The organism is Enterococcus sp. 4E1_DIV0656 (assembly GCF_002140695.1).
Classification (GTDB): domain Bacteria; phylum Bacillota; class Bacilli; order Lactobacillales; family Enterococcaceae; genus Enterococcus_D; species Enterococcus_D entomosocium.
This window is the reverse complement of sequence record NZ_NGLF01000002.1, coordinates 879,315-899,983: the sequence shown is the minus strand read 5'-3', so window position 1 is coordinate 899,983 and position 20,669 is coordinate 879,315. Positions and strand designations below refer to the sequence as shown.

General features: G+C 45.3%; 16 protein-coding genes. 11 read left to right on the top strand and 5 right to left on the bottom strand.

Annotated elements, in window-relative coordinates; genetic code table 11:
• Nucleotides 1-232 precede the first annotated feature (232 nt).
• Nucleotides 233-1,105 carry an alpha/beta hydrolase gene (locus A5882_RS17480; RefSeq protein ID WP_086316449.1) on the bottom strand — a complete coding sequence of 291 codons (873 nt, stop codon included), beginning with the start codon at nt 1,103-1,105 and terminating at the stop codon, nt 233-235.
• A 169-nt stretch (nt 1,106-1,274) separates the two neighbouring features.
• Here A5882_RS17480 and allC point away from each other — a divergent pair, with 169 nt between their 5' ends.
• The 7 genes from allC to arcC are packed head-to-tail and all read left to right on the top strand — an operon-like array spanning nt 1,275 to nt 9,242.
• Nucleotides 1,275-2,504 (top strand): allantoate deiminase, encoded by a 1,230-nt coding sequence (gene allC, locus A5882_RS17475; protein ID WP_086316448.1) that lies wholly within the window; start codon nt 1,275-1,277, stop codon nt 2,502-2,504.
• 15 nt (nt 2,505-2,519) lie between these two features.
• On the top strand, nt 2,520-3,305 hold the full coding sequence (gene allE / locus A5882_RS17470; RefSeq protein ID WP_086373208.1) for a (S)-ureidoglycine aminohydrolase: 786 nt from the start codon (nt 2,520-2,522) through the stop codon (nt 3,303-3,305).
• A gap of 13 nt (nt 3,306-3,318) precedes the next feature.
• On the top strand, nt 3,319-4,395 hold the full coding sequence (gene allD, locus A5882_RS17465) for an ureidoglycolate dehydrogenase (RefSeq protein ID WP_005234452.1): 1,077 nt from the start codon (nt 3,319-3,321) through the stop codon (nt 4,393-4,395).
• A gap of 8 nt (nt 4,396-4,403) precedes the next feature.
• Nucleotides 4,404-6,158, top strand: a complete 1,755-nt coding sequence (fdrA, locus tag A5882_RS17460; protein ID WP_008379230.1) for an acyl-CoA synthetase FdrA — start codon at nt 4,404-4,406, stop codon at nt 6,156-6,158.
• Between the two features lie 12 nt (nt 6,159-6,170).
• Complete coding sequence (locus A5882_RS17455) at nt 6,171-7,433, top strand: DUF1116 domain-containing protein (protein WP_005234461.1); 1,263 nt, start codon at nt 6,171-6,173, stop codon at nt 7,431-7,433.
• A 37-nt stretch (nt 7,434-7,470) separates the two neighbouring features.
• On the top strand, nt 7,471-8,334 hold the full coding sequence (locus A5882_RS17450; protein WP_086332612.1) for a DUF2877 domain-containing protein: 864 nt from the start codon (nt 7,471-7,473) through the stop codon (nt 8,332-8,334).
• The gene (arcC, locus tag A5882_RS17445) at nt 8,307-9,242 is read left to right on the top strand and encodes a carbamate kinase (RefSeq protein WP_008379225.1); all 936 of its coding nucleotides are present in this window, start codon (nt 8,307-8,309) and stop codon (nt 9,240-9,242) included. The genes A5882_RS17450 and arcC overlap by 28 nt, the downstream gene beginning before the upstream one ends.
• Before the next feature lie 30 nt (nt 9,243-9,272).
• Here arcC and A5882_RS17440 read toward each other — a convergent pair whose 3' ends face one another.
• Complete coding sequence (locus A5882_RS17440) at nt 9,273-10,904, bottom strand: PucR family transcriptional regulator (RefSeq protein ID WP_016613699.1); 1,632 nt, start codon at nt 10,902-10,904, stop codon at nt 9,273-9,275.
• 130 nt (nt 10,905-11,034) lie between these two features.
• Here A5882_RS17440 and A5882_RS17435 point away from each other — a divergent pair, with 130 nt between their 5' ends.
• From A5882_RS17435 to abc-f, 4 genes are all read left to right on the top strand, one after another.
• On the top strand, nt 11,035-12,249 hold the full coding sequence (locus A5882_RS17435) for an alanine--glyoxylate aminotransferase family protein (RefSeq protein ID WP_016613698.1): 1,215 nt from the start codon (nt 11,035-11,037) through the stop codon (nt 12,247-12,249).
• Between the two features lie 151 nt (nt 12,250-12,400).
• Nucleotides 12,401-13,651 (top strand): MFS transporter, encoded by a 1,251-nt coding sequence (locus A5882_RS17430; RefSeq protein WP_005225368.1) that lies wholly within the window; start codon nt 12,401-12,403, stop codon nt 13,649-13,651.
• 18 nt (nt 13,652-13,669) lie between these two features.
• Entirely contained in the window at nt 13,670-14,938 is a 1,269-nt protein-coding gene (locus A5882_RS17425; RefSeq protein ID WP_005234475.1) for a dicarboxylate/amino acid:cation symporter, read from the top strand.
• 360 nt (nt 14,939-15,298) lie between these two features.
• A complete protein-coding gene (gene abc-f, locus A5882_RS17420; protein WP_005234486.1) occupies nt 15,299-16,768 on the top strand; it encodes a ribosomal protection-like ABC-F family protein in 1,470 nt (489 codons plus the stop codon).
• A gap of 157 nt (nt 16,769-16,925) precedes the next feature.
• Here abc-f and A5882_RS17415 read toward each other — a convergent pair whose 3' ends face one another.
• The 3 genes from A5882_RS17415 to A5882_RS17405 form a co-directional block, all read right to left on the bottom strand.
• Nucleotides 16,926-18,071, bottom strand: coding sequence for a cation:proton antiporter (locus A5882_RS17415; RefSeq protein WP_005234488.1), 1,146 nt, complete (start codon nt 18,069-18,071; stop codon nt 16,926-16,928).
• A gap of 204 nt (nt 18,072-18,275) precedes the next feature.
• Entirely contained in the window at nt 18,276-19,073 is a 798-nt protein-coding gene (locus A5882_RS17410) for an alpha/beta hydrolase (RefSeq protein ID WP_016613692.1), read from the bottom strand.
• Nucleotides 19,070-20,647 (bottom strand): PucR family transcriptional regulator, encoded by a 1,578-nt coding sequence (locus A5882_RS17405; protein WP_086373207.1) that lies wholly within the window; start codon nt 20,645-20,647, stop codon nt 19,070-19,072. The genes A5882_RS17410 and A5882_RS17405 overlap by 4 nt, the downstream gene beginning before the upstream one ends.
• Nucleotides 20,648-20,669: the final 22 nt, after the last annotated feature.

Sequence of the window (20,669 nt, the reverse complement as noted above, 5' to 3'; positions counted from 1 at the left end):
TCCCCATTTGGTTGGGAACGTTACACCGGTTTCCATGGAAAAGTGATCGCGATCGATCACTTCGGTGCATCAGCACCTGGCGACAAAGTCTTAGCGGAATTCGGCTTCAGTGTTGAGAATGTCGTGAATACCTTCAACTCACTATAATCAAAAAACAGGCGATCTTTAGAGGGAACATTCCTTTGAAGATCGCCTGTTTTTGTTTACTAAAGAAGCATGGCCAAATCTGCGCTTAATTTTTCTCTATTGTTAAAAGGAGCCATGAAATCATCTCTCGATAGCACTCATCAGCGATCGCATTTGGTGTCCGATCAAAGTCATGCTGATCTAAATCGAGCCAAAGTGTTTTGGCACGGGGGACTTGTGCTGCGAAAGCTTCGGAGGCGCTGAAGGGAACGTCTGGATCTTTTTTGCAATGAACGACAAAGCAAGGAGGAAAGTCTTTGTAAGCGGCAGCAGGAATCGCCAAGGCTGCCAGCTGTTCCCGATTGCCTAAATAACGCTGCCAGTTGCCATATTGACGGGCGGAAAGGTACAAAGGGAATCGTTTTTCTAACGTGCCGTGGGTGATTGGTTGGCTTTCGATCATAGCTTCGGCGTCGAGTGGCGGGACTTTCGGAAATTGCGTGTAAAAGCGTGCCGGCTGCAAAAATTCTTTATAAAACAACTCTTGGTATCCGTAAAATCGGATCAAGCCTTTTTGCTCCGGATGCTTTGTGCGTGCGGTCAGTAAGGTCGCTAAAAAACCGCCGGCGGAGCGACCGAATAGAATGTACTCATTTGCACCAACGCCGCTGAAGTGCCAGCCCTCTGTCAAAAACCATTCCACTGCCTTTTTTGTATGAAGGTAAATGTCGTTCAGCGCTACTTCGGGAGCCAGTGGATAATCAAAGAGATAAAGGCTAACACCGGCAGCCAGCAATTGGTGGACATAATCCTGCGGAAGGTCTTCCCGCTGACCATAGAGGAAGCCACCACCATGAAAATACAAAAGGCTGATCCGAGGCTGCGCTGCTTTTAGGATCGTCACTTCTAACGGCAAAATGCCGTAGGTGTCAAATTGGATTTTTTCTGTTTGCGCAAAGGCATTTTTAGGATAAACCATTGTTTTCTTCCTTTCTCTTCTTCGATAGTATAAGGAAGAGTATAGGAGAAGGAAGCGGTTTAGAAAACAGCGTTATGACTAAAAATAGAAACGGTTTTGTCGAAAGTGAACAATGATGTCCTTCAGTAACACGCTTACAATAACCGTATAAATCAAAGGAGGCAGAACAATGGAGTTGAAAAAAGAAGTAGCGGCAATGATCGATGCATTATCTCAGATTGGGAATGATCCAACTGGAGGAATGACTAGACTGCTTTATACCGATTCATGGAAAGAAGCGCAATCATTTGTAGAAAAACAATTAAAAAAAACTGGCTTAACGACGTCCTATGATGCAGTCGGCAATCTCTTCGGCAGAATGGAAGGCAGCCAGTATCCAGAAGAAACGATTCTTTCAGGGTCACATATCGATACCGTCGTCAACGGGGGCACATTAGACGGTCAATACGGGGTCGTTGCTGCTGCTTTAGCGATCAAGTATTTAAAAGAGACCTATGGGCAACCTTTACGCTCCTTGGAAGTCATCTCAATGGCAGAAGAAGAAGGCAGTCGTTTTCCAACCGTTTTTTGGGGAAGTAAAAACTTTGTCGGAGAGGCCAAAAAAGCCGATGTTGAAGCGATCGCAGATTTTGAAGGCAATAGCTTCGTGGCAGAGATGCAACGCCAAGGCTTTGACTTTCGCGACCCACAAGAACCGGTTCGATCAGACATCAAAGCCTTCGTGGAAATCCATATCGAACAAGGCAGTGTTTTAGAAAAAGAAAACTTGCAGATCGGTGTCGTCAATAGTATCGCTGGTCAAAAGCGCTACACCTTTGTCTTAAAAGGACAAGCCAATCATGCAGGCACCACACCGATGGGCTATCGTCAAGATGCTGTGTATGGTTTTGCCAAAATGTGTGCCGCAGTGATCGACCGTGGCTTAGATCTTGGGGATCCATTAGTTGTGACATTCGGTAAAGTTGAGCCAAAGCCGAATACGGTCAACGTGGTTCCTGGTGAAGTGTTGTTTACGATGGATTGTCGCCATACTGATGGGCAGCTATTGGATGCCTTTACTGCTGAAGCAGAACAGATCATTCAAGCGATCGCCAAAGAGCACGACCTGACAGTGGAGATGGACCTATGGATGGATGAACGCCCAGTGCCGATGGACGATACGATCGTTGCCACGGTGGAACAAGCGGTGAAGCAAACCGGCAAACGCTACAAAGTGATGCATAGTGGGGCGGGTCATGATTCCCAAATCATTGCACCACATTTTCCAACGGCGATGCTGTTTGTACCAAGTATTGATGGGATTAGCCACAACCCAGCCGAAGCAACAACTATCGAAGATTTAACAGCTGGGGTAGAAGTTTTAGCAGCTTCCCTTTACGAGCTAGCATACAAAGAATAGAAAGCAGGGACACACATGGGATACAAAAATAATAATACGGGCTATTTAGATGGATTGCTGCAATCACGTGCAGTCATTAGAAAAAATAATTTTGCGATCTTGCCGCATGACGGGTTAGTGAATAATGTCATTCCAGGATTCGAAAACTGTGAATGTTCGATACTCGGCACACCAAAATTAGGGGCGTCTTTTGTCGATTACATCATTTCATTCAAAAAAGATGGCGCCAACCAATTGGGCTTCGGCGGACCAGAGATCGAGAGTTTCTTGTATGTCATCTCGGGCAAACTGGAAGTGAGTGATGGTAAAGAAACCCATACATTGACGGACGGAGGCTATATCTATCTGCCTGCTGGAGAAAAACTGTATATGAAAAATCTCCAAGAAGAAGCGACAGAAGTGTTCTTATATAAGAAGCGTTACCAACCGTTAGAAAATCACCAAGCCTACAAAGTAGTGGGGAATCTTTCAGAGTTGATACCGATCCAATACGAAGGGATGGAAGACGTCCTGCTTTGGGATTTCTTACCGAAAGAGTTGGGTTTTGACATGAATATCCATATCCTTTCCTTTGAACCAGGGGCAAGTCATGGCTACATTGAGACCCACTACCAAGAACACGGGGCGTACTTACTGTCAGGTAAAGGGATGTATAACTTAGACAATGATTGGTTCCCAGTGGAAAAAGGCGACTATATTTTCATGAGTGCCTATGTACAGCAAGCGGCCTATGGTGTCGGTCGTGATGAACCATTGACCTATATTTATTCCAAAGATTGCAACCGCGATCCGGAAATTTAAAGGAGTTTAGAAAATGGAAGAGACGGTTATTGTACAGTCACAAGAGTTACAGCAATTGATCCAAAAAAAATTAGCGGCTGCTGGTTTGTCTGAAGCGCACGCAGCCATCGTTGCAGAGCATTTGGTCTTTGCCGATGCCAGCGGGATCCACTCTCATGGGGCTGTACGGGTAGACTATTACGCAGAGCGGATCGCTAAAGGTGGAATGAATCGCACTCCACAGATCACGTTTGAAGAGACTGGGCCTAGCAGCGGGATCGTTCACGGTCAAAATGGCGCAGGGCAGGTCGTTGTATTAGAAGCGACAAAGCATGCCATTGAGATGGCCAAACGTTCTGGGATCGCGGCGGTTGGTGTACGGAAAACGAGTCATAGTGGGGCGCTATCCTATTATGTCAAAAAAGCTGCAGAAGCTGACTTGATTGCATTATCTATGTGCCAATCAGATTCAATGGTGGTTCCTTTTGGCGGCAAAGAAAATTATTTTGGTACCAATCCAATCGCATTTGCCGCACCAAGAAAACAGGGGGCACCGGTGGTCTTTGACATGGCAACGACGGTCCAAGCGTGGGGCAAAATATTAGACGCTCGCTCCAAAAATAAAGAGATTCCTGCGACATGGGCCGTGGATGCTCATGGCAAGCCAACGACGAATCCACATCATGTCCACGGCTTACTGCCGATCTCAGGGCCAAAAGGCTTTGGGTTGATGATGATGGTGGATATCTTATCAGGAATGCTCCTTGGGCTGCCTTTTGGCAAGCATGTTTCCTCTATGTACAACGATCTGACGAAAGGTCGCGACTTAGGGCAATTTATTTTGCTGATCGATCCGCAACGCTTTACAGATTTAGACACATTTAAAGAGTCGGTGGAGACGATGGTTGCCGAACTGCATGACATACCGGCTGCTGAACAGTTCCAGCAAGTCTATTATCCAGGCGAGATCAATCAACTAACCTATGAAAAATATATGGCAGAAGGCATTCCCATCGAGAAGAACATTTATCGCTATCTCATTAGCGACACGGTTCATTTTGACCAGTATTCTGGGTCAGATGCCTTTGCACAGACAGGAACAGGAGAGTGAGGAGACCCATGTTACACACTATTATTCAAAAAAACAATTACCAAGATTCCATTGTTTTAATGCTTTTGACCAATCGTCTACTGACGATCGAAGGGATCAACAACGCTTCGGTCATGATGGGCACACCTGCCAATAAGGACATTTTCAAGACGGGTGGTCTTTATACCGAGGAGATGAGCAATGCGACATCCAACGATATGGTGCTCGTTTTAGACATCGAAGAGGAAGAAATCATCGAAACAGTCCTGTCAGAAATCGATGCCTTCTTATCGGACCAAAGCAATAGCGCAGGAGAGGAAACCCAAAGCGTCAAAACTTGGGAAAAAGCCTTAGATCTTGGAAAAGATGCGAAGGTCGCTGTCTTATCGATTCCCGGTACTATGGCAGCACCAGAAATTGAAACCGCATTAGCAGCGGGCAAACATGTATTTTGTTTCAGTGATAACGTTTCATTGGAAGAGGAAGTTCGGCTAAAGAAACTGGCGCATGAAAAAGGACTTCTTTTAATGGGACCAGATTGTGGCACAGGGATTCTCAATGGGATACCAGTAGCCTTCACCAATGCCGTCCGTAAAGGGAAAATCGGTGTTGTCGGCGCTTCGGGTACTGGTATCCAAGAAGTCACCACTATTATTCATAAATTGGGTGCCGGTGTAACACAAGCCATCGGAACCGGTGGACGAGATCTCAAAGAAGCCGTCGGTGGGATCACCATGAAAGATAGCATTCTTGCCTTGGAACACGATCCTGATACGGAGGTGATCGTGGTGATCTCCAAACCACCTGCACCACGTGTCCGAGATGAAGTGTTGGCACTTTTAAGAAGAGGAACAAAACCTGCAGTCACGATTTTTCTTGGGGAAGAGCCAACGGACCACGAAGAAAATCTTTACCGAGCCTACACGCTGGAAGAAGCGGCTCAATTAGCCGTGCAGCTGCTACGCCAAGAACAGATTGGACTAGAGCCAGTGAAAGAGGAAACAGCAGCTGCCACTTTTGGACCTGAACAACAAAAAATCAAAGCTTACTATTCTGGCGGAACATTGGCGTACGAAGCAGCGATGCTTGTTAAAGCAGGATTAAATCTGGAACAAGAAGATACCCATCAGGAAGGGTACATCTTAAAAGCAGCTGGCCATGAGATCATCGATTTAGGTGATGACATTTATACTCAAGGCAAGCCCCATCCGATGATCGACCCAACAAAGCGGATCGAACTGTTGAAACAAGCGGGGGAAGATCCTGAAACGGCAGTGATTTTGTTAGATATCGTTTTAGGGTACGGCTCTCATCAAGATATGGCGAGTGAATTGGCACCGACCATCAAATCATTGAAGGAAGAAGCACAAGCAGCTGGTCGGGAGTTAGCGGTGATCGCTACGATCGTTGGAACTGATTTAGACCCCCAAGATAGCAACGAGCAAGCAGAGATTTTAACCGCAGCTGGCGTGATTTTGTGTCAAAGCAATGCCCAAGCAGTCAAAAAAGCTTTAGCAATGCTCGGCCATCCCTTTTCCCCAATTAGTCGTAAGCTGTTGCCAAAAGCAGTGACAACTGCCGATGGGTTGCCAGAGCCATCTGAAAAGAGCCGCGAATTGTTGTCGAATGACGCGTTCATCAATGTAGGATTGCGTAGCTTTGCAGAAGCGATCCAGACGCATCACGGTCAAGTCGTTCAATATGACTGGCAGCCAATTGCTGGTGGGAACGTAACGTTACAAAAAGCCTTACGTTTCTTAGCACAAGTGTCACTATCAGAGTAGGAGGAAGTTATCGTGTACGAAACTATTGAAGAAGCAAACCAAGCCGTTATTGCCAAGATCGTTGCCGGTTCGCCTTTTTTGTTGGATGTCGTTCCAGCAGTCAGTGTCATTCCAGAATTAGGTGAAGGAAAAGTCCTATTGCACGCAGGACCACCGATCCGCTACGACCAGATGATCGATCCGATTCAAGGCGCTTGTGTTGGAGCGGGACTTTTTGAAGGCTGGGGCGAAACGGAAGAAGAGGTACGTCATTTATTAGCATCTGGGGAAGTTCAACTGATTCCTTGTCACCACGTGCAAGCGGTTGGCCCAATGGGGGGCATCACCTCTGCCAATATGCCGGTTCTCGTGGTGGAAAACAAAACAGACGGCAACCGAGCGTACTGTACGATGAACGAAGGGATTGGGGCAGTTTTACGTTTTGGCGCCTATTCTCAAGAAGTCATTGATCGCTTGCATTGGATGAAAAATACGTTAGCACCAGTTTTAAGTGCTGCACTACAAACAAAACCCGATGGCTTGAACATCAATGTCTTAGTCGCAAAAGCAATCGCCATGGGGGATGAGTTCCATCAACGGAATATCGCTGCTTCGTTGGCGTTCTTAAAAGAAGTAGCACCAGCGATCGTTACCCTTGAAGGATTTGAAAAAGAAAAACCAGAAGTCATTCAGTTTCTAGCAGACACGGATCAGTTTTTCTTGAATATCATGATGGCTTCTTCAAAAGCGGTGCTTGATGGCGCCCGGACGATTGAAGAAGGAACGGTTGTGACAGCAATGTGTCGCAACGGGCATGAATTCGGTATCCGTATTTCTGGTATGGGGGACGAGTGGTTTACCGGTCCTGTCAATACACCAAAAGGGTTGTATTTCTCAGGATTCAGTGAAGAAGATGCCTCTCCAGATATGGGCGACAGTGCCATTACGGAAACCTTTGGTGTTGGGGGAATGGCGATGATTGCTGCCCCAGCTGTGACACGCTTCGTTGGTTCCGGCGGATTTCACGATGCGTTGAAAACCAGCAATGAGATGTTAGAGATCTCCATTGATACCAATCCGAATTTTCCCGTTCCTACATGGGACTTCAAAGGGATCTGTTTAGGGATCGATGCTCGGAAAGTCGTGGAAACAGGGATCTTACCGGTGATCAATACAGGGATCGCCAACAAACAAGCTGGACGGGGACAAATTGGGGCTGGGACAGTGACACCACCAATGGATTGCTTTGAAAAAGCTGTCTTGGCTTATGCAAAAAAATTAGGATTTGAAGAATAACTCAGGGTCTGAAAACGTGAAAAGGAGCAACCTAGCGATGATACAGGCAAAATGGATCGACCAAGCTTTATTTGAACCCGCATTTATCAATGGCACCTGGCTCGTTCACAGTGTGTTTCAGCATAGTTTCAATCTGCAAGATCCTCGTCAGGATCAGCTGATCTGTGTCTCCAAACAAGCGGCTCGCGTGCCCAAAGGAATGATTTTAGCTGCCGACGATTATGCAGCGTTGGCGACCGACTTGCTTGCTGGTACCACTCTTTTGGTTCAGCAACGAGTGATCCATTTTCCGCATCATCGTCTGTCTTTTCAAAAGGCAGCCATGTTTACAACCACCTTCCCAGCTGGCACAGTCCCATTTGATCGAGAACTGTTTTGGTCAACCCTCCAACATGTCACGGAAAAGACGGGGATTCAAGAAGCTGTTTCACAAACCATCAGCAGCAATCATCCGTTTTATGACGCAATCGATCAGCTATGCACGCCTTCATTTAAAGAACAACGGCAAGCAGTCGCTTATTTAGTCGGACGGGGTGTCGGATTGACCCCCACAGGCGATGATATGCTAGTTGGCCATTTACTGGCTCGCCGAGTGATGGGGCAAGAAGATACCCGCTTGGTGGCTTATCTACAAAGAAGGCTGTTGACAGTCAATGATTTGACGACTGACGTCAGTAAACATTATCTTCTGCATGCGTTGACAGGCGCATTCAATCAATCGGCGTTATCCTTGACCAGGTGTACCGATTCAGCGGCTTTTTACCAAGTAATCAAAGAGATACTAGCGATCGGTCATACCTCGGGGGCTGACTTTTTGGCAGGGTTTGCTCGCAGTATCAATCAATTTCAAAACAATAGAAATGAGGAATTCATATGGCAAAACGAGTGGTCATCGCTCTAGGGGGCAATGCAATTTTAAAACCGAATCAACCAGCGACCGTAGAGACACAGCTTGCAAATATCCAGTTAAGTGCAGAACAGATCGCTAAAATCGAGAAACTTGACCATCAAATCGTTGTGACGCATGGCAATGGGCCGCAAGTCGGCAATATTTTACGACAAAATGAAGAAGCCAAAGAAGTCGTGCCGCCTTTTCCACTGGATGTCTGCAATGCAGAGTCACAAGGCTTTATCGGTTATTTGATGGAGCAAAGCATCAAAAATAAAATCGATCAAGAAGAACTGACCAGCAATGTCGTGACCTTATTGACTCAAGTGGAAGTGGCAGCGGATGATCCCGCGTTTGAAAAGCCAACGAAGCCGATCGGCTTGTTCTACTCAGAAGAAGAAGCAAAAACAATGGCTGAGGAAAAACATTGGGTGATGGAAGAAGATGCTGGACGTGGGTACCGTCGCGTCGTGCCATCCCCACAACCTGTGACGATCCACGGCGTGGAATCAATGGTTCATTTATTGAATCAAAATACCATCGTGATCGCTGGTGGCGGCGGTGGGATTCCAGTCGTAAAACAAGCGGAAGGCTTGAAAGGGATCGAAGCAGTCATCGATAAAGACCGAACTGGGAAAAAATTGGCAGAACAAGTGGATGCCGATGTATTTATGATGCTGACCGACGTCAGCAACGTTTATATCAATTACGGAACACCGGAGCAAGAAAAATTAACGGGATTATCCGTAAGTGAAGCGCAAGCATATTTTGATGCGGGGCATTTTGCAGAAGGCAGTATGGGGCCGAAAATGGAAGCAGCGATTGCGTTTGCCAAGCAAGGAAAGACGGCAATCATCTGCTCATTGGAAGAAGCAGACTTAGCATTGTTAGGTGAAGCAGGCACAAGGATCGCTGGGTAACACCAGCGATCCAACTGCTTGATTCGCCTATTAGTCGCCTTCTTCGGACAGCTCAAGGGCTAAGCGCAGATCCAGGCTAATGCTAGGATCATGCACGTTTTTTCCTAGTAGCTTTTGGCACTGTTCGATGCGGTATTTGATCGTATTGCGATGAACGAACAAGGCTTTGGCGGTGCGGGTGATCTCACATTGATAATCCAAGTAAGCCCGTAAGGTTTTGCGCAATTCGATGGTGGCATCTTCTTGCGGAAACGCCAATTCTTTGAGGATCGTGCGGCAGAAATAATGGATATCTTCAGGGCTCATTTTTTCAAATAGACTCCGCATTCCCCGTTGATGGTAGAAAGAGACGATGGGAGAATCATGTTGGCCTCTTCGTTCTTCATAAGCAGTCTTTGCTTCAATGTAGGAGCTGGCTAAATCATTGATGCTTTCACAGACACTCCCTACACCAAAGGCCATTCGAAAAGGCAACCGATTGGTCAAAGCATTGGCGGTCTCAATCAAATGGTCTTCTAAGGCATCACACTTATGCTGCACGAAAATCGCAAAGTGATTGCTGCCCTTTAAGCGAAAGAGACAAACATCTTTGATGCGATAAGGCAGTTGTTCACTAAACCACTGATAGACCAAGTCACTTTCTTCTTTTAGGTATTTGTCTTTGTCTTTGGTTTCTTTGGTTGGTTCACAGGCACCATAGATGACACGATAATGGCGGGCTTTGACCAACCCGTAAGTCTTTCCGAGATCTAACCAATCTTTTTGTTCCTGTTTGGAAGATTGCTGGTATTCGATCATCCGTGTTAAAAAGTCACTTTTTAAATCTTCAAAAGATTCTTGCACTTTTTGGTTTTTGTAGAGCATAAACGACAAGACCAATGCTGCTTGTTCCAGCGCAAAATCCGAGACAGGATAAGGAATCGCCTCAGGATTCAAAATGACTAAATAATGGGGGAAATAAGTGGAGGTTTCAATGGCATAATAAGAAATTTGTGACGTTTTTTCATGGAGATCTTTGATAGGGATCGCCCCGCTTTTTTCACCAGTAAAAACCCCTTTCGTTTGTCCTAATTGATGGATGTAGTACTCCGCGGGTTTTGACATGCGGGTGAAATGCTTGGAATGGGCAATCACTTGTTTGAAAGGATTCAACAAAATGATCGGTGTATTGACCATTTGGCCAAAATCAGCGATAAAGCGAGCGATGCTGACATCCTTCATCAAGGAAGCAGAGAACCGTTTTTGGATATCTAAGGCATAACTCAGCTGCTCGGTTTTGGTGTTCCATAGTAAATTCAAAAGCTGGTGCATCAAACGGCCCAGCGGCATCGTGGCAGGTACTTCTACGATGGGGAAACCTAAACTATCGGCGTAGGCGATGACTTCAGGATCGATGACATCCAAAAAACGACCGATCTTGATGCCTAATCCAGCGGCATTTTTGGCTACGAGGGAATCGATCAGTTCAAGCAGTGCTCCTTGATTATCTTTATAAACCATCGCCGTGCTTAAGATAAAGGTATGCTCAGGAATATAGTGTGCGATATCGGGGGTCTCAGTGATTTCGATACTGTCGACGGGAATTTCCGCGGTAATGGGATCTGTCAACAAACGCAAATTGGAAAAGCGTGGTGTAGCAAGCAATTCAGCAACTAACTTCATAGAGAAACTCCTTTTAGAATTGAACAAAACAAACAAAAACATGTCCTTTTTTAGCTTTATTGTACAACAAACTTGGAAACGTTGACAAGGCGTTGGGCAGTGAAATCAAAAAGAGAAATGAGGGGAAAAGATGTATAAAGAGTTAACGATCGCACAACGTACGATCATGACACCTGGGCCTGTAGAAGCACATCCAGCTGTTCTTCAAGCAATGACCAATCGTATTTTGGGACAGTTTGATCCGAATTTTTTGGCGATCATGGATGAGGTCAAAGAAATGATCAAACAACCGTTTGGAACCAAAAACAAAGAGGCATTTGCCATTGATGGGACTTCCCGAGCTGGTTTAGAAGCGGCGCTGATCGCTTTGATCGAACCAGGGGACAAAGTCTTGATCCCCGCCTATGGGCGCTTTGCTTTCTTACTTGGAGAAATCTGTGAACGTGCCCAAGCGCAAGTCAAATATGTAGAAAAAGAATGGACGGCTCCTTTTGCACCCGCAGAGGTCATCAAAGAAATCGACGCATTTCAACCCAAGATCGTGGCGATGGTCCACGGGGAAACTGCCAATGGGCAAATGCAGCCGTTAGCAGAAATCGGGCAGTATTGTCGCGCAAAAGATATTTTCTTTGTCGTTGACATGGTGGCGACTTATGGTGGCGTGGCCCTGTCAGTCGATGATTGGTGTGTCGATTTGGCAATTGCCGGTACACAGAAGTGTTTAAGTGTGCCGTCTGGTCTTTCATTAGTGACCTACAACGATCGAGTCGAAGCCGTCCTTAGTGCCCGTTACCAAAAAGAATTAGGCTTGAGCAAAACGGATCGAAACAAGCGGCACATTATGAGTAATTACTTGGATTTGAGTCAATTGCAACGCTACTGGAACAAAGAGCGAATCAACCATCACACAGAAGCGACGAGTATGATCTATGCGCTTCATGAAGGATTACGGATGTTGCTAAACGAAGGCCTCGATGCAGCCTATCAACGTCATTTGACGAATGAAGGGGCGTTGGTCGCTGGACTGGAGGCAATGGGGCTTTCGATTTATGGCGAAAAAGCAACCAAAATGCCGACAGTTACCCCCATCTTTATTCCAGAAGGTGTTGATGGCGAAGCTGTCCGAGAAGAGATGCTTCACTCCTTTGGTGTAGAGATCGCTAGTTCATTTGGTGATCTAAAAGGAAAAATCTGGCGGATTGGAAATATGGGCTACAGCAGCCGCAAAGAAAATATTTTACATGTCCTAGCCGCGTTAGAAGGGGCACTATTGTACCAGCAAGCACCAATTTCTGCCGGCAAAGCGCTCATCGCTGCGTTAAATTACTACCAAAAAACGACTTAAAATTTTAGCACAAATGCACAACGACTGAAAGCGCTTTGTGAAAAATGACAAATGCAATAGTCGGCAAAAAAACGTACACTAAGACTATCTTAAAGCGCTTTCGTTGGCGTGCTTCACAAACTTTACTTGTGTAACTGATGGAGGGAAAAAAATGGAAATCAATAAAGAACGTGGTGGGCTTGCCTACTGGAAACAAATTATTATCTTAATGTGTTCAGGCTGGGTCACTATCTGGATTTATCGCGCTGCGTTATCACCGGTCTATCCGCAAATCAATGAGTCACTTGGCGGCAATATTTCTGATACAGCATTAGGATCGATCGCCAGCTTTTACTTTTTCGGCTATGTGATCATGCAGATCCCTGCCGGCTTTTTAGTGGATAAGATTGGGAAGAAAACAGTTCTGCTCCCAGGATTTGTGGTATTTGCACTGGCAGCTTTACTGATTTCACAAGCCTCTTCAATCTCCATGATCTATACCGGTAGCTTTTTAGCAGGGATCGGCTGTGGATCATTTTATGGTTCCGCGTATTCTTTGACCTCACAGAACATTCCGAAAGAAAAGAAGAGCTTCTCAACAGCGATCGTCAATAGTGGTTCTGCCGTTGGTTCAGGGTTTGGGATGATCTTATCAAGCTTTATCGTTATTCAGATGAATATGCCTTGGCAAACAATGATGTATTTATCCGCTTTCTTGATCGTTTGTATGACGATCGCTTTCGCATTGGTTATCCGCAGCAACAAAGAAGACGTAGCTTTCTTGGAGAGTCAAGCAGCAGCTGAAGAAGAAACAACGGATCAGCCGAAAGAAAAAGTTTCCCTTTCGACCTTGTTCTCCCTGCGGATGCTCTTTACGTATGTGTTATATTTTGCGACGTGTTATGCCTACTATATGACGGTTACTTGGCTACCAAACTTCTTAGGAACAGAACGAGGCTTCCAAGGAGTCGCAATCGGCTTCTCTTCTTCATTGGTGGCATTTGCTTCGATTCCTGGGGCCTTGTTCTTTAGCCGCTTGGCAGACAAATACATGCATAAAAAAGTTACCTTTATCGTTATTTTAGAAGTATTAGCGGCGTTGATGTTATTAGTAACGGTGCAAGCAACAAATTCGACTTTCTTAATGATCGCGTTGATCTTGTACGGGTTCCTTGGAAAACTAGCGGTTGAACCAATCATCATTTCTTGGCTAGGGGAAAATGCACCAAAAGTTGGGGTCGGTACGACATTAGGGGTCTTCAACTTTTTCGGCATGATGTCTTCCGTTATCGCACCAACATTGACCGGATCGATCTCGGATGCAACAGGGTCAAAAGTAATGGGCTTTTATATCGCAATTATTTTGTTGATCGGTGGTACATTCTTATTCTTGACTGTAAACTCTAAGAAAACAGCAAAGTAGAAAAGTGAGGAACAACAGATGAAAAAACGATCCTTAAAAATCAGTTTGACCAACCAAATCATGATTGCAACGGTATTGGGGATTTTTTGGGGCGTTTCCTTTCCCGGTTTAGGTGATCAAATGCAGCTAGTCGGGGACTTCTTCTTGCGACTGATTCAAATGTCTGTGGTCGTGTTGGTCATGGGCTCGGTGATTGAAGCGGTGGGGGGACTTGATCCAAAAGAATTAGGTGGGATCGGCGGGAAAGTCTTCCTCTGGTTTACCGGTTCGACCCTCGTCGCCGCTATTTTCGGTCTCTTGTTCGCCTTGATCCTCAAGCCCGGCGCAGGCCTTGACCAGTCGCTGCTGCAAAGTACAGAAACTGCATTAAGTACCAGCAGCATAGAAGAAGTCATCTTGAACTTTGTTCCACTGAACATTATTCAAGCCATGGTGGAGCAGAATATGATCCAAGTGATTATTTTTTCGCTCTTCTTTGGCCTTGCCTTGAGCTTAATCAAGCATGAAAAAAAGAATCAGCTGTTTCTAGATATGATCGGTAGTTTTAATCATATTTTGTTAAAAATGGTCAGCATGATCATGAAGTTGGCGCCGATCGGGATTTTCGGCCTTGTTGCTTCCTTGGTAGAAGATACCGGCATTCGTGTGTTGGGAATGTTAGCCAGTTTTTTATTGACGTTAGCAGCGGCATCTTTGCTCTTTTTGTTTCTTTGGTTTCTCTTGACGTCGCTCTATTGCAAAGTTTCCTTGTTTCGTTTGATAAAGAATATGTGGCGTCTATCGGTGGTTTCCTTTACGACCACCTCTTCTGCTGTTTCATTGCCGTTTCAAATCGAAGATGGCAAAGAACGATTTGGGATCAGTGATCGAATCAATAAGCTCGTGATGCCTTTAGGCATGACCTTAAATAGCAATGGGCTCTCCTTATTTTTAGCCCTGGCAATCGTAACCGTTGCTCAGGCGTACCAGATCCAATTGAGCTGGGGGGATCTTTTGCAAGTGGTCTTGTTGTCCTCGTTGGCATGCTTGGGAACGATCGTCGTTCCAGGCGGCGGATTAGTCACACTGGCTACGGTTTTACCTATGTTAGGACTACCTAATGAAAGCATCGCCTTACTGGCAGGGATCGATTGGTTTTCTGGGATGTTTCGGACCCTCTTGAATGTTGACCCTGACGTCACGGTGGCGTTGATCGTTGCTCATGATGAAGGAGAACTGGATCGTGCAGTCTTCAATGGTGAAAAAGCCCAGGTCAAATTAGCAGAAAAAATCACCGATGGCGTATAAGACCAATCATTCTTGTGATGAAACTTTACTCTTTTTTGAAAACGTGCTACGATTGATTCGTTGATAGACTAAAGAAGCTTCCTGAAATACCGTAAACGGTAAACAGTAGCGGCTGATTTTCCGCTTGTCATTCAACAGACAACTACGACAAAAAGAGGAGGAAAAAACATGACAGCATCGATGAAATTGTGGATTGACCTTTTGAATAGCTAACTTAAATCTATTTCAAAAGTCTAGGCAATCGTGATTTCAAGGGATGAGTGTCCTCTTTTTTCCAATTTCTTATTAAAATCAGGGTATAGCGGTAGGCTATGCCCTTTTTTTTGTGCTTGCGTTTTCTTAGACGGGAAGGACAGACTGATGGAACAATTAAGTGTAAAAATAAACAATCTAATCAAAAATTATGGGGCCAAAGAAGTACTGAACATTGAAGAACTGAGTGCCTATCAAACGGATCGTATCGGGATCGTGGGCGCAAACGGGCAAGGCAAGTCTACCTTGCTGAAGTTGATTGCGGGAGTGGTCGATCCTGATTCAGGAACGATCCAAAAAGAAAATTCGTTTCACTATTTCCCGCAAATCGCTGAGGTGACTGAAAAGACGGAGGCCCTTGACTGGGCGCTGTTCGGTCGTTTTTCGATCCCAACAAATGAATTGGCGACACTAAGCGGCGGGGAGGAGACCAAATACCGGTTGGCACAAACGTTATCTTCCTATCAGTTAGGACTTTTGCTCGATGAGCCAACGACCCACTTGGACCAGCAAGGAATTCAAGTCTTGATTGATGAACTGCAGTATTATTATGGCACCCTGATCGTGGTCAGTCATGATCGGTATCTATTGAATCAGCTGGCAACGAAAATCTGGGAAGTCGATCAAGGAAAAGTCACCGAGTATTCTGGTAATTATGACAGTTATCGACAGCAAAAAGAGCAAGCGGCACAGCGTGTTGCCTGGGAGGCTGCGCAGTATCAGCAACAAAAACAGCAGTTGACCCAAGCGATCCAAAAGAAAAAAGAACAAGCGATCAAGAGCAGTCGCATTTCTGAAAAAAAGCGGCAGCAGAACATCCGACCAGACCGTTTGTCGTCATCAAAACAAAAAGACACGGTGCAAAAGTCATTGCAAAAAACAGTCAAAGCCATGGAAAGCCGCTTGGATCAGTTGGAAGAAGTGAAGGGTGTTGCCCGGCAGCAGGTGATTCGTTTTCCGGTAGTCCCTGCAGTGGAGCTGCATAATAAACGACCGATTCGTGGGGAGCAAGTAACCATTCAAAGAGGGGCGAAACGTTTGCTAGACAGCAGCAGTTTCCAGTTTGCTGCCGGGAAGAAAATCGCTATCGTGGGTCCGAACGGTTCGGGAAAGTCGACTTTACTAAAAGAAATCATCGCAGGTGGAGAGGGAATCTATGTATCACCGAAAATCGTCTTTGCGGTCTACGAGCAAATGGGCTATCGAAAAAACAGCACCACACCGCTTTTGACGGAATTGATGGCTCAAACAGACTATCAGGAACCACTGGTCCGCAGTATTTTACACAATCTGGGATTAAGCCAGATTGACGTGATGAAGCCAGTCAATGTGCTAAGCGGCGGGGAAGCGACACGGGTCGAGCTCGCACGCATCTTTACTCAACCTGCCAATGTCTTGATACTTGATGAACCGACGAACTTTATTGATCTACCGACAATCACCGTCTTGGAACAATTGATTCGCAGCTATCGAGGCATCGTTTTGTTCACATCTCACGATCAAGCGTTTATCGATGCCGTCGCGGATGATGTGTATCAAATCGATCATGGAAAATTAACATTGGTTTCCAGTAACTAGCAGCATTGTCGCTTTTATACCTGTATAGAGAAAAACAGCGCGGGAAAGGAAGCGACCGCCCAACGTTCGATCAACAATCGGCCGTTGAGCGGTCACTACAAAACCCGCGCTGTTTTTTTTTGCAATCATCGGTATCGCCTCGCTGTTGCTACATCGCTTAATAAATCTTTTTCGTAAAGTATTTTAAGATCAGGGGAGAGATCAAGGTACTCAACAAGACAACGATCACCAAAGGGGAATACAATGCGGACGAAATCAATTGGTTTTGTTGACCAATCTGTAAAATGATCAATGCCATTTCACCTCGGGAAATCATTCCAGCTCCCACCATCCAAGCACTGTTGTTTGAGAATTTCGCGATTTTCGCCCCGACATAGCCGCCGACCAATTTGGTCATGATCGCGACCACGGTAAAGGCAAGAATAAAGAATAATTGCTCATTTAAGCGGGAAAAATCAACTTCTAAGCCAACGCTGACAAAGAACACCGGAATGAAGACGGCGTAACCTAATGCTTCGACACTGTGTTCCACTTCCTCACGAACCTTCGTTTGACTGACAGCGATCCCTGCGAAGAAGGCACCAATGACCGAGCTTAACCCAACGAGGTCAGCAAGATACGCCATTCCTAAGCAGATGATCAGTGACATGATGATCACCGCGGAATTTGCAAATAGCTTTTCTGCAAGTGCCAATAAGAACGGAGCAATCCATTTCACTAATAGAAAAATCAACACAAAATAAATCAATTCTACCAATAAGGTGACCGGCAGTGGTGTTGCTTGGCTGCTTTCGCCGCCTAAAAAGGAAAGGCTAAGACTCAAAACCAACACGACCAAAATATCATCCACGACGGAAGCACCAAGAATCGTCGACCCTTCTTTCGTATTCACCACATTCAACTCTTTCAATACTTCGACAGAAATACTGACTGAGGTGGCAGCTAATACGATCCCGAAAAAGAACGCTTCTGTGGGACTGCTTTGAAAACCGACCCCCGTGGCATACCCGAAGAGCATAGGGAACACGATCCCCAAAAGGGCAACGAGCATCCCTGGACGAAAATAGCGTTTCAATAAAGAAATATCACTTTCCAATCCCGCTAAAAACATCAGCAAAATAACACCAATCTCTGAAAAATCATGAACCAGAATATCTGGATGGACCCAATTGAGTCCTGCGCCTCCTAATAAAACCCCCGCTAACAACTGCCCGATAACAGCAGGAACGCCCATCCGTCTCGCCAGATGGGAGAAGAGGGTCGTCGTGATTAGGATCAAACACAAAATCCCGACAAAATGCATAAAACCTCATCCTTCTTTCCTATAACATACTCCCCTTTAGTATAGCATTCTCTCTTGAATTGAGCCTGTATCAAGCCTTTTTTTATTAAAAGAGTTTCATTAAACCACACGTTTTTTGAGATAAGGAGGAAGCGAAGGCAATCAGAGTTTTTCTGTGCACTCGTCGAAATAAAAAAACATTATTTTCACTTTACTTGTAACAAATTATTGTTCGAGCCAACGGGCAAGCCGTTGAAAAACCATTTGGACTTGCGGCTCCTCGACGTTTTTCAAAAAGTCGTGGGGCAAATCATAGACAGGGACAAATTTGCTTTTAGGCACTTTCTTCAAGCCTTTGCTGTAACGAAAAGGAACTTCCTCATCGGTACTGCTGGCACTGCTGAAAATTGGAGGAAATTGAGCAAGCAGCTCAGGATCAATGGCATAGTCAGAAAGAGCTTCAGCTGTTAGACCATAGATCGTTGTGAGTTCTTGCTGTTGAACCCAATAAACATAAGGCAAATAGCGCTGAAACTGCGGATCATCCCAAACGATCTCGGTTTGATCCAAAGAAGGGACTTGCTCTTTGCTTAAGAGCGGCTGCTGCAAGACTCGTTTGTTTTCAATAAAAGAAAGATCGGTATACCCATAAAAATTGACCAGTTTTTCAGGCAATCTCTGTTGTTCCTTCAGTAATTGCTGGGTAAGCGCCAGCATCAAATAACCGCCAGCTGAGCGTCCGCAGAAACAAAACGGGTTATCTTTAAGCACAGTTGCTTGCAATTCTTGAAAATTTTGCCAGTTCAGCGCCAAAATCTCCGCTAACGAGGAATTGGGCGCCAGTAAATAATCGACTGTGAGGACGCTGTATTGCTGCGCTTGAAATAGTGTGATCAGTGATGCGGGAATGTCTTGGCGGGTTCCATAAACAAAACCGCCGCCGTGAAAATAAATCAGGTATTTCTCCGAAGCAGGATAGAGGGTCACGGAAGCACCGGTGGTCAATTGCCATTCTTTTTTCATTTTGCTTGACTCCTTTTCTGAAGCTCTAATAAATAGGTGCCGATCTCGTAATTGACTAATTGGATCGGACTTGTCAGATCGATCTCTAGTAGCTGTTCGATTTTGCTTAGCCGATAACGAATCGTTTTGGCATGAAGAAACAAGGTTTCAGCCGTATTTTTGTAATTGCGATTCGTGATAAAAAAGGTATACAGCGTTTTGAACAGCTCTTCATTTTCTTCCGAGAGTTGATACAGCTTCGGGGGAATGCTTTGCTGCAGCTTTTCCAGTTGGTTCTCCTTGATAAAGGAACTAAAGATACCTAAGTCGCTATAGGCAATGATCGGCGCCAAATAAAACTGCCGATTGAAGCGGATCGCATCCAAACACTCTGGCAGGATCTCTTTGATCTGTTCCTTGCGCAAGACTTCGCTGACCACCAAGCAGCCATGTTCATCGGCTAGCAGGGCATCATCAAAATATGTCTGCAGCATCTGTTTCGTCACCTGATGGGCGATCGATTGGAAATTATAGAGGATCACCAAATAATTGTGGTGTTCAAAAAAGACGTGGGGTGTTTTCAACGCCCGTAGCTTGTGCAAAACGACGGACTTACGCTCCTTATCTTTAAAGCTGTTGGAAGCAAAGGCAATGCCTTGGTAGAAATCGTAGCGATCCAGTTGCGCTTCTTCTAACAAAAGATCCAGCTCAGCCAAATTACTAGGAGTGTTTTGTAAGATCGCATCGGCAAGATTGTTCATGCGATTGTAGCGTTCTTTCTTCAACAAATACGCCATTTGGAGGCGTTCATAAATGACGTCGATCACATTTTCAATGATCATGACTTTTGCCTCAGGGATCTGCGAATCTTTCTGATAAACGATCAAGGTACACAGATCATTGTAAGGATTGATGATCTCTACTTTGATGGCAGTCACATATTGATTGTTCTCATGAGAAAATAATTCCAAATATTCGTAGTGGTTCTTGGTAAACTCGATGGTTTTCATGGGTTCTTGTTTGGTCACCACGAAATTCTTAAAGGATTGACCGACGGACACATGCACATCTAAATGGGGGATGCGCAACGAACAAGGCTTTTCGATCAATTGATAGAACTCCTGCATGATCTGATCGAAAGAAGAGTGGTTGCGCTCAACTTTCATGAAGCGCTGGCGAACTTCGTAATAGGTACGCAGCAGCTGGGTTTGGTGATTTAGCAATGGTTCGTAAACCGCTAGCATGATGGCTTCATAGCTGACTTCTTGCTGCACTTTGATCAAAGGGATCTGATAAGCAAAGCTAAGCTCGATCACCCAATCTGGGATCATAGGGATCAAGCGATCCACTTTGATCACTAAACCGCTGACACCGATTTGCTGCATTTTTTCAAAAAAAACACGCAGTTCCTCAGGGGATTGGTCTTTGAAGGCATAAAAAGAAGTCAAAATCAATTGATGGGCTTTGCTCCATTTCTCGATGTCCATCGCTTCCAGCACCATGACGGAACCGACGGAATTTGTTAAACCAATGGAGCCAGTCAGGACTTTACTTTTTTCAAAAAGCGGCAGTTCAACCAATTCTTTTAATTTCATAAAATGCTCCTTTTTTCTCTTT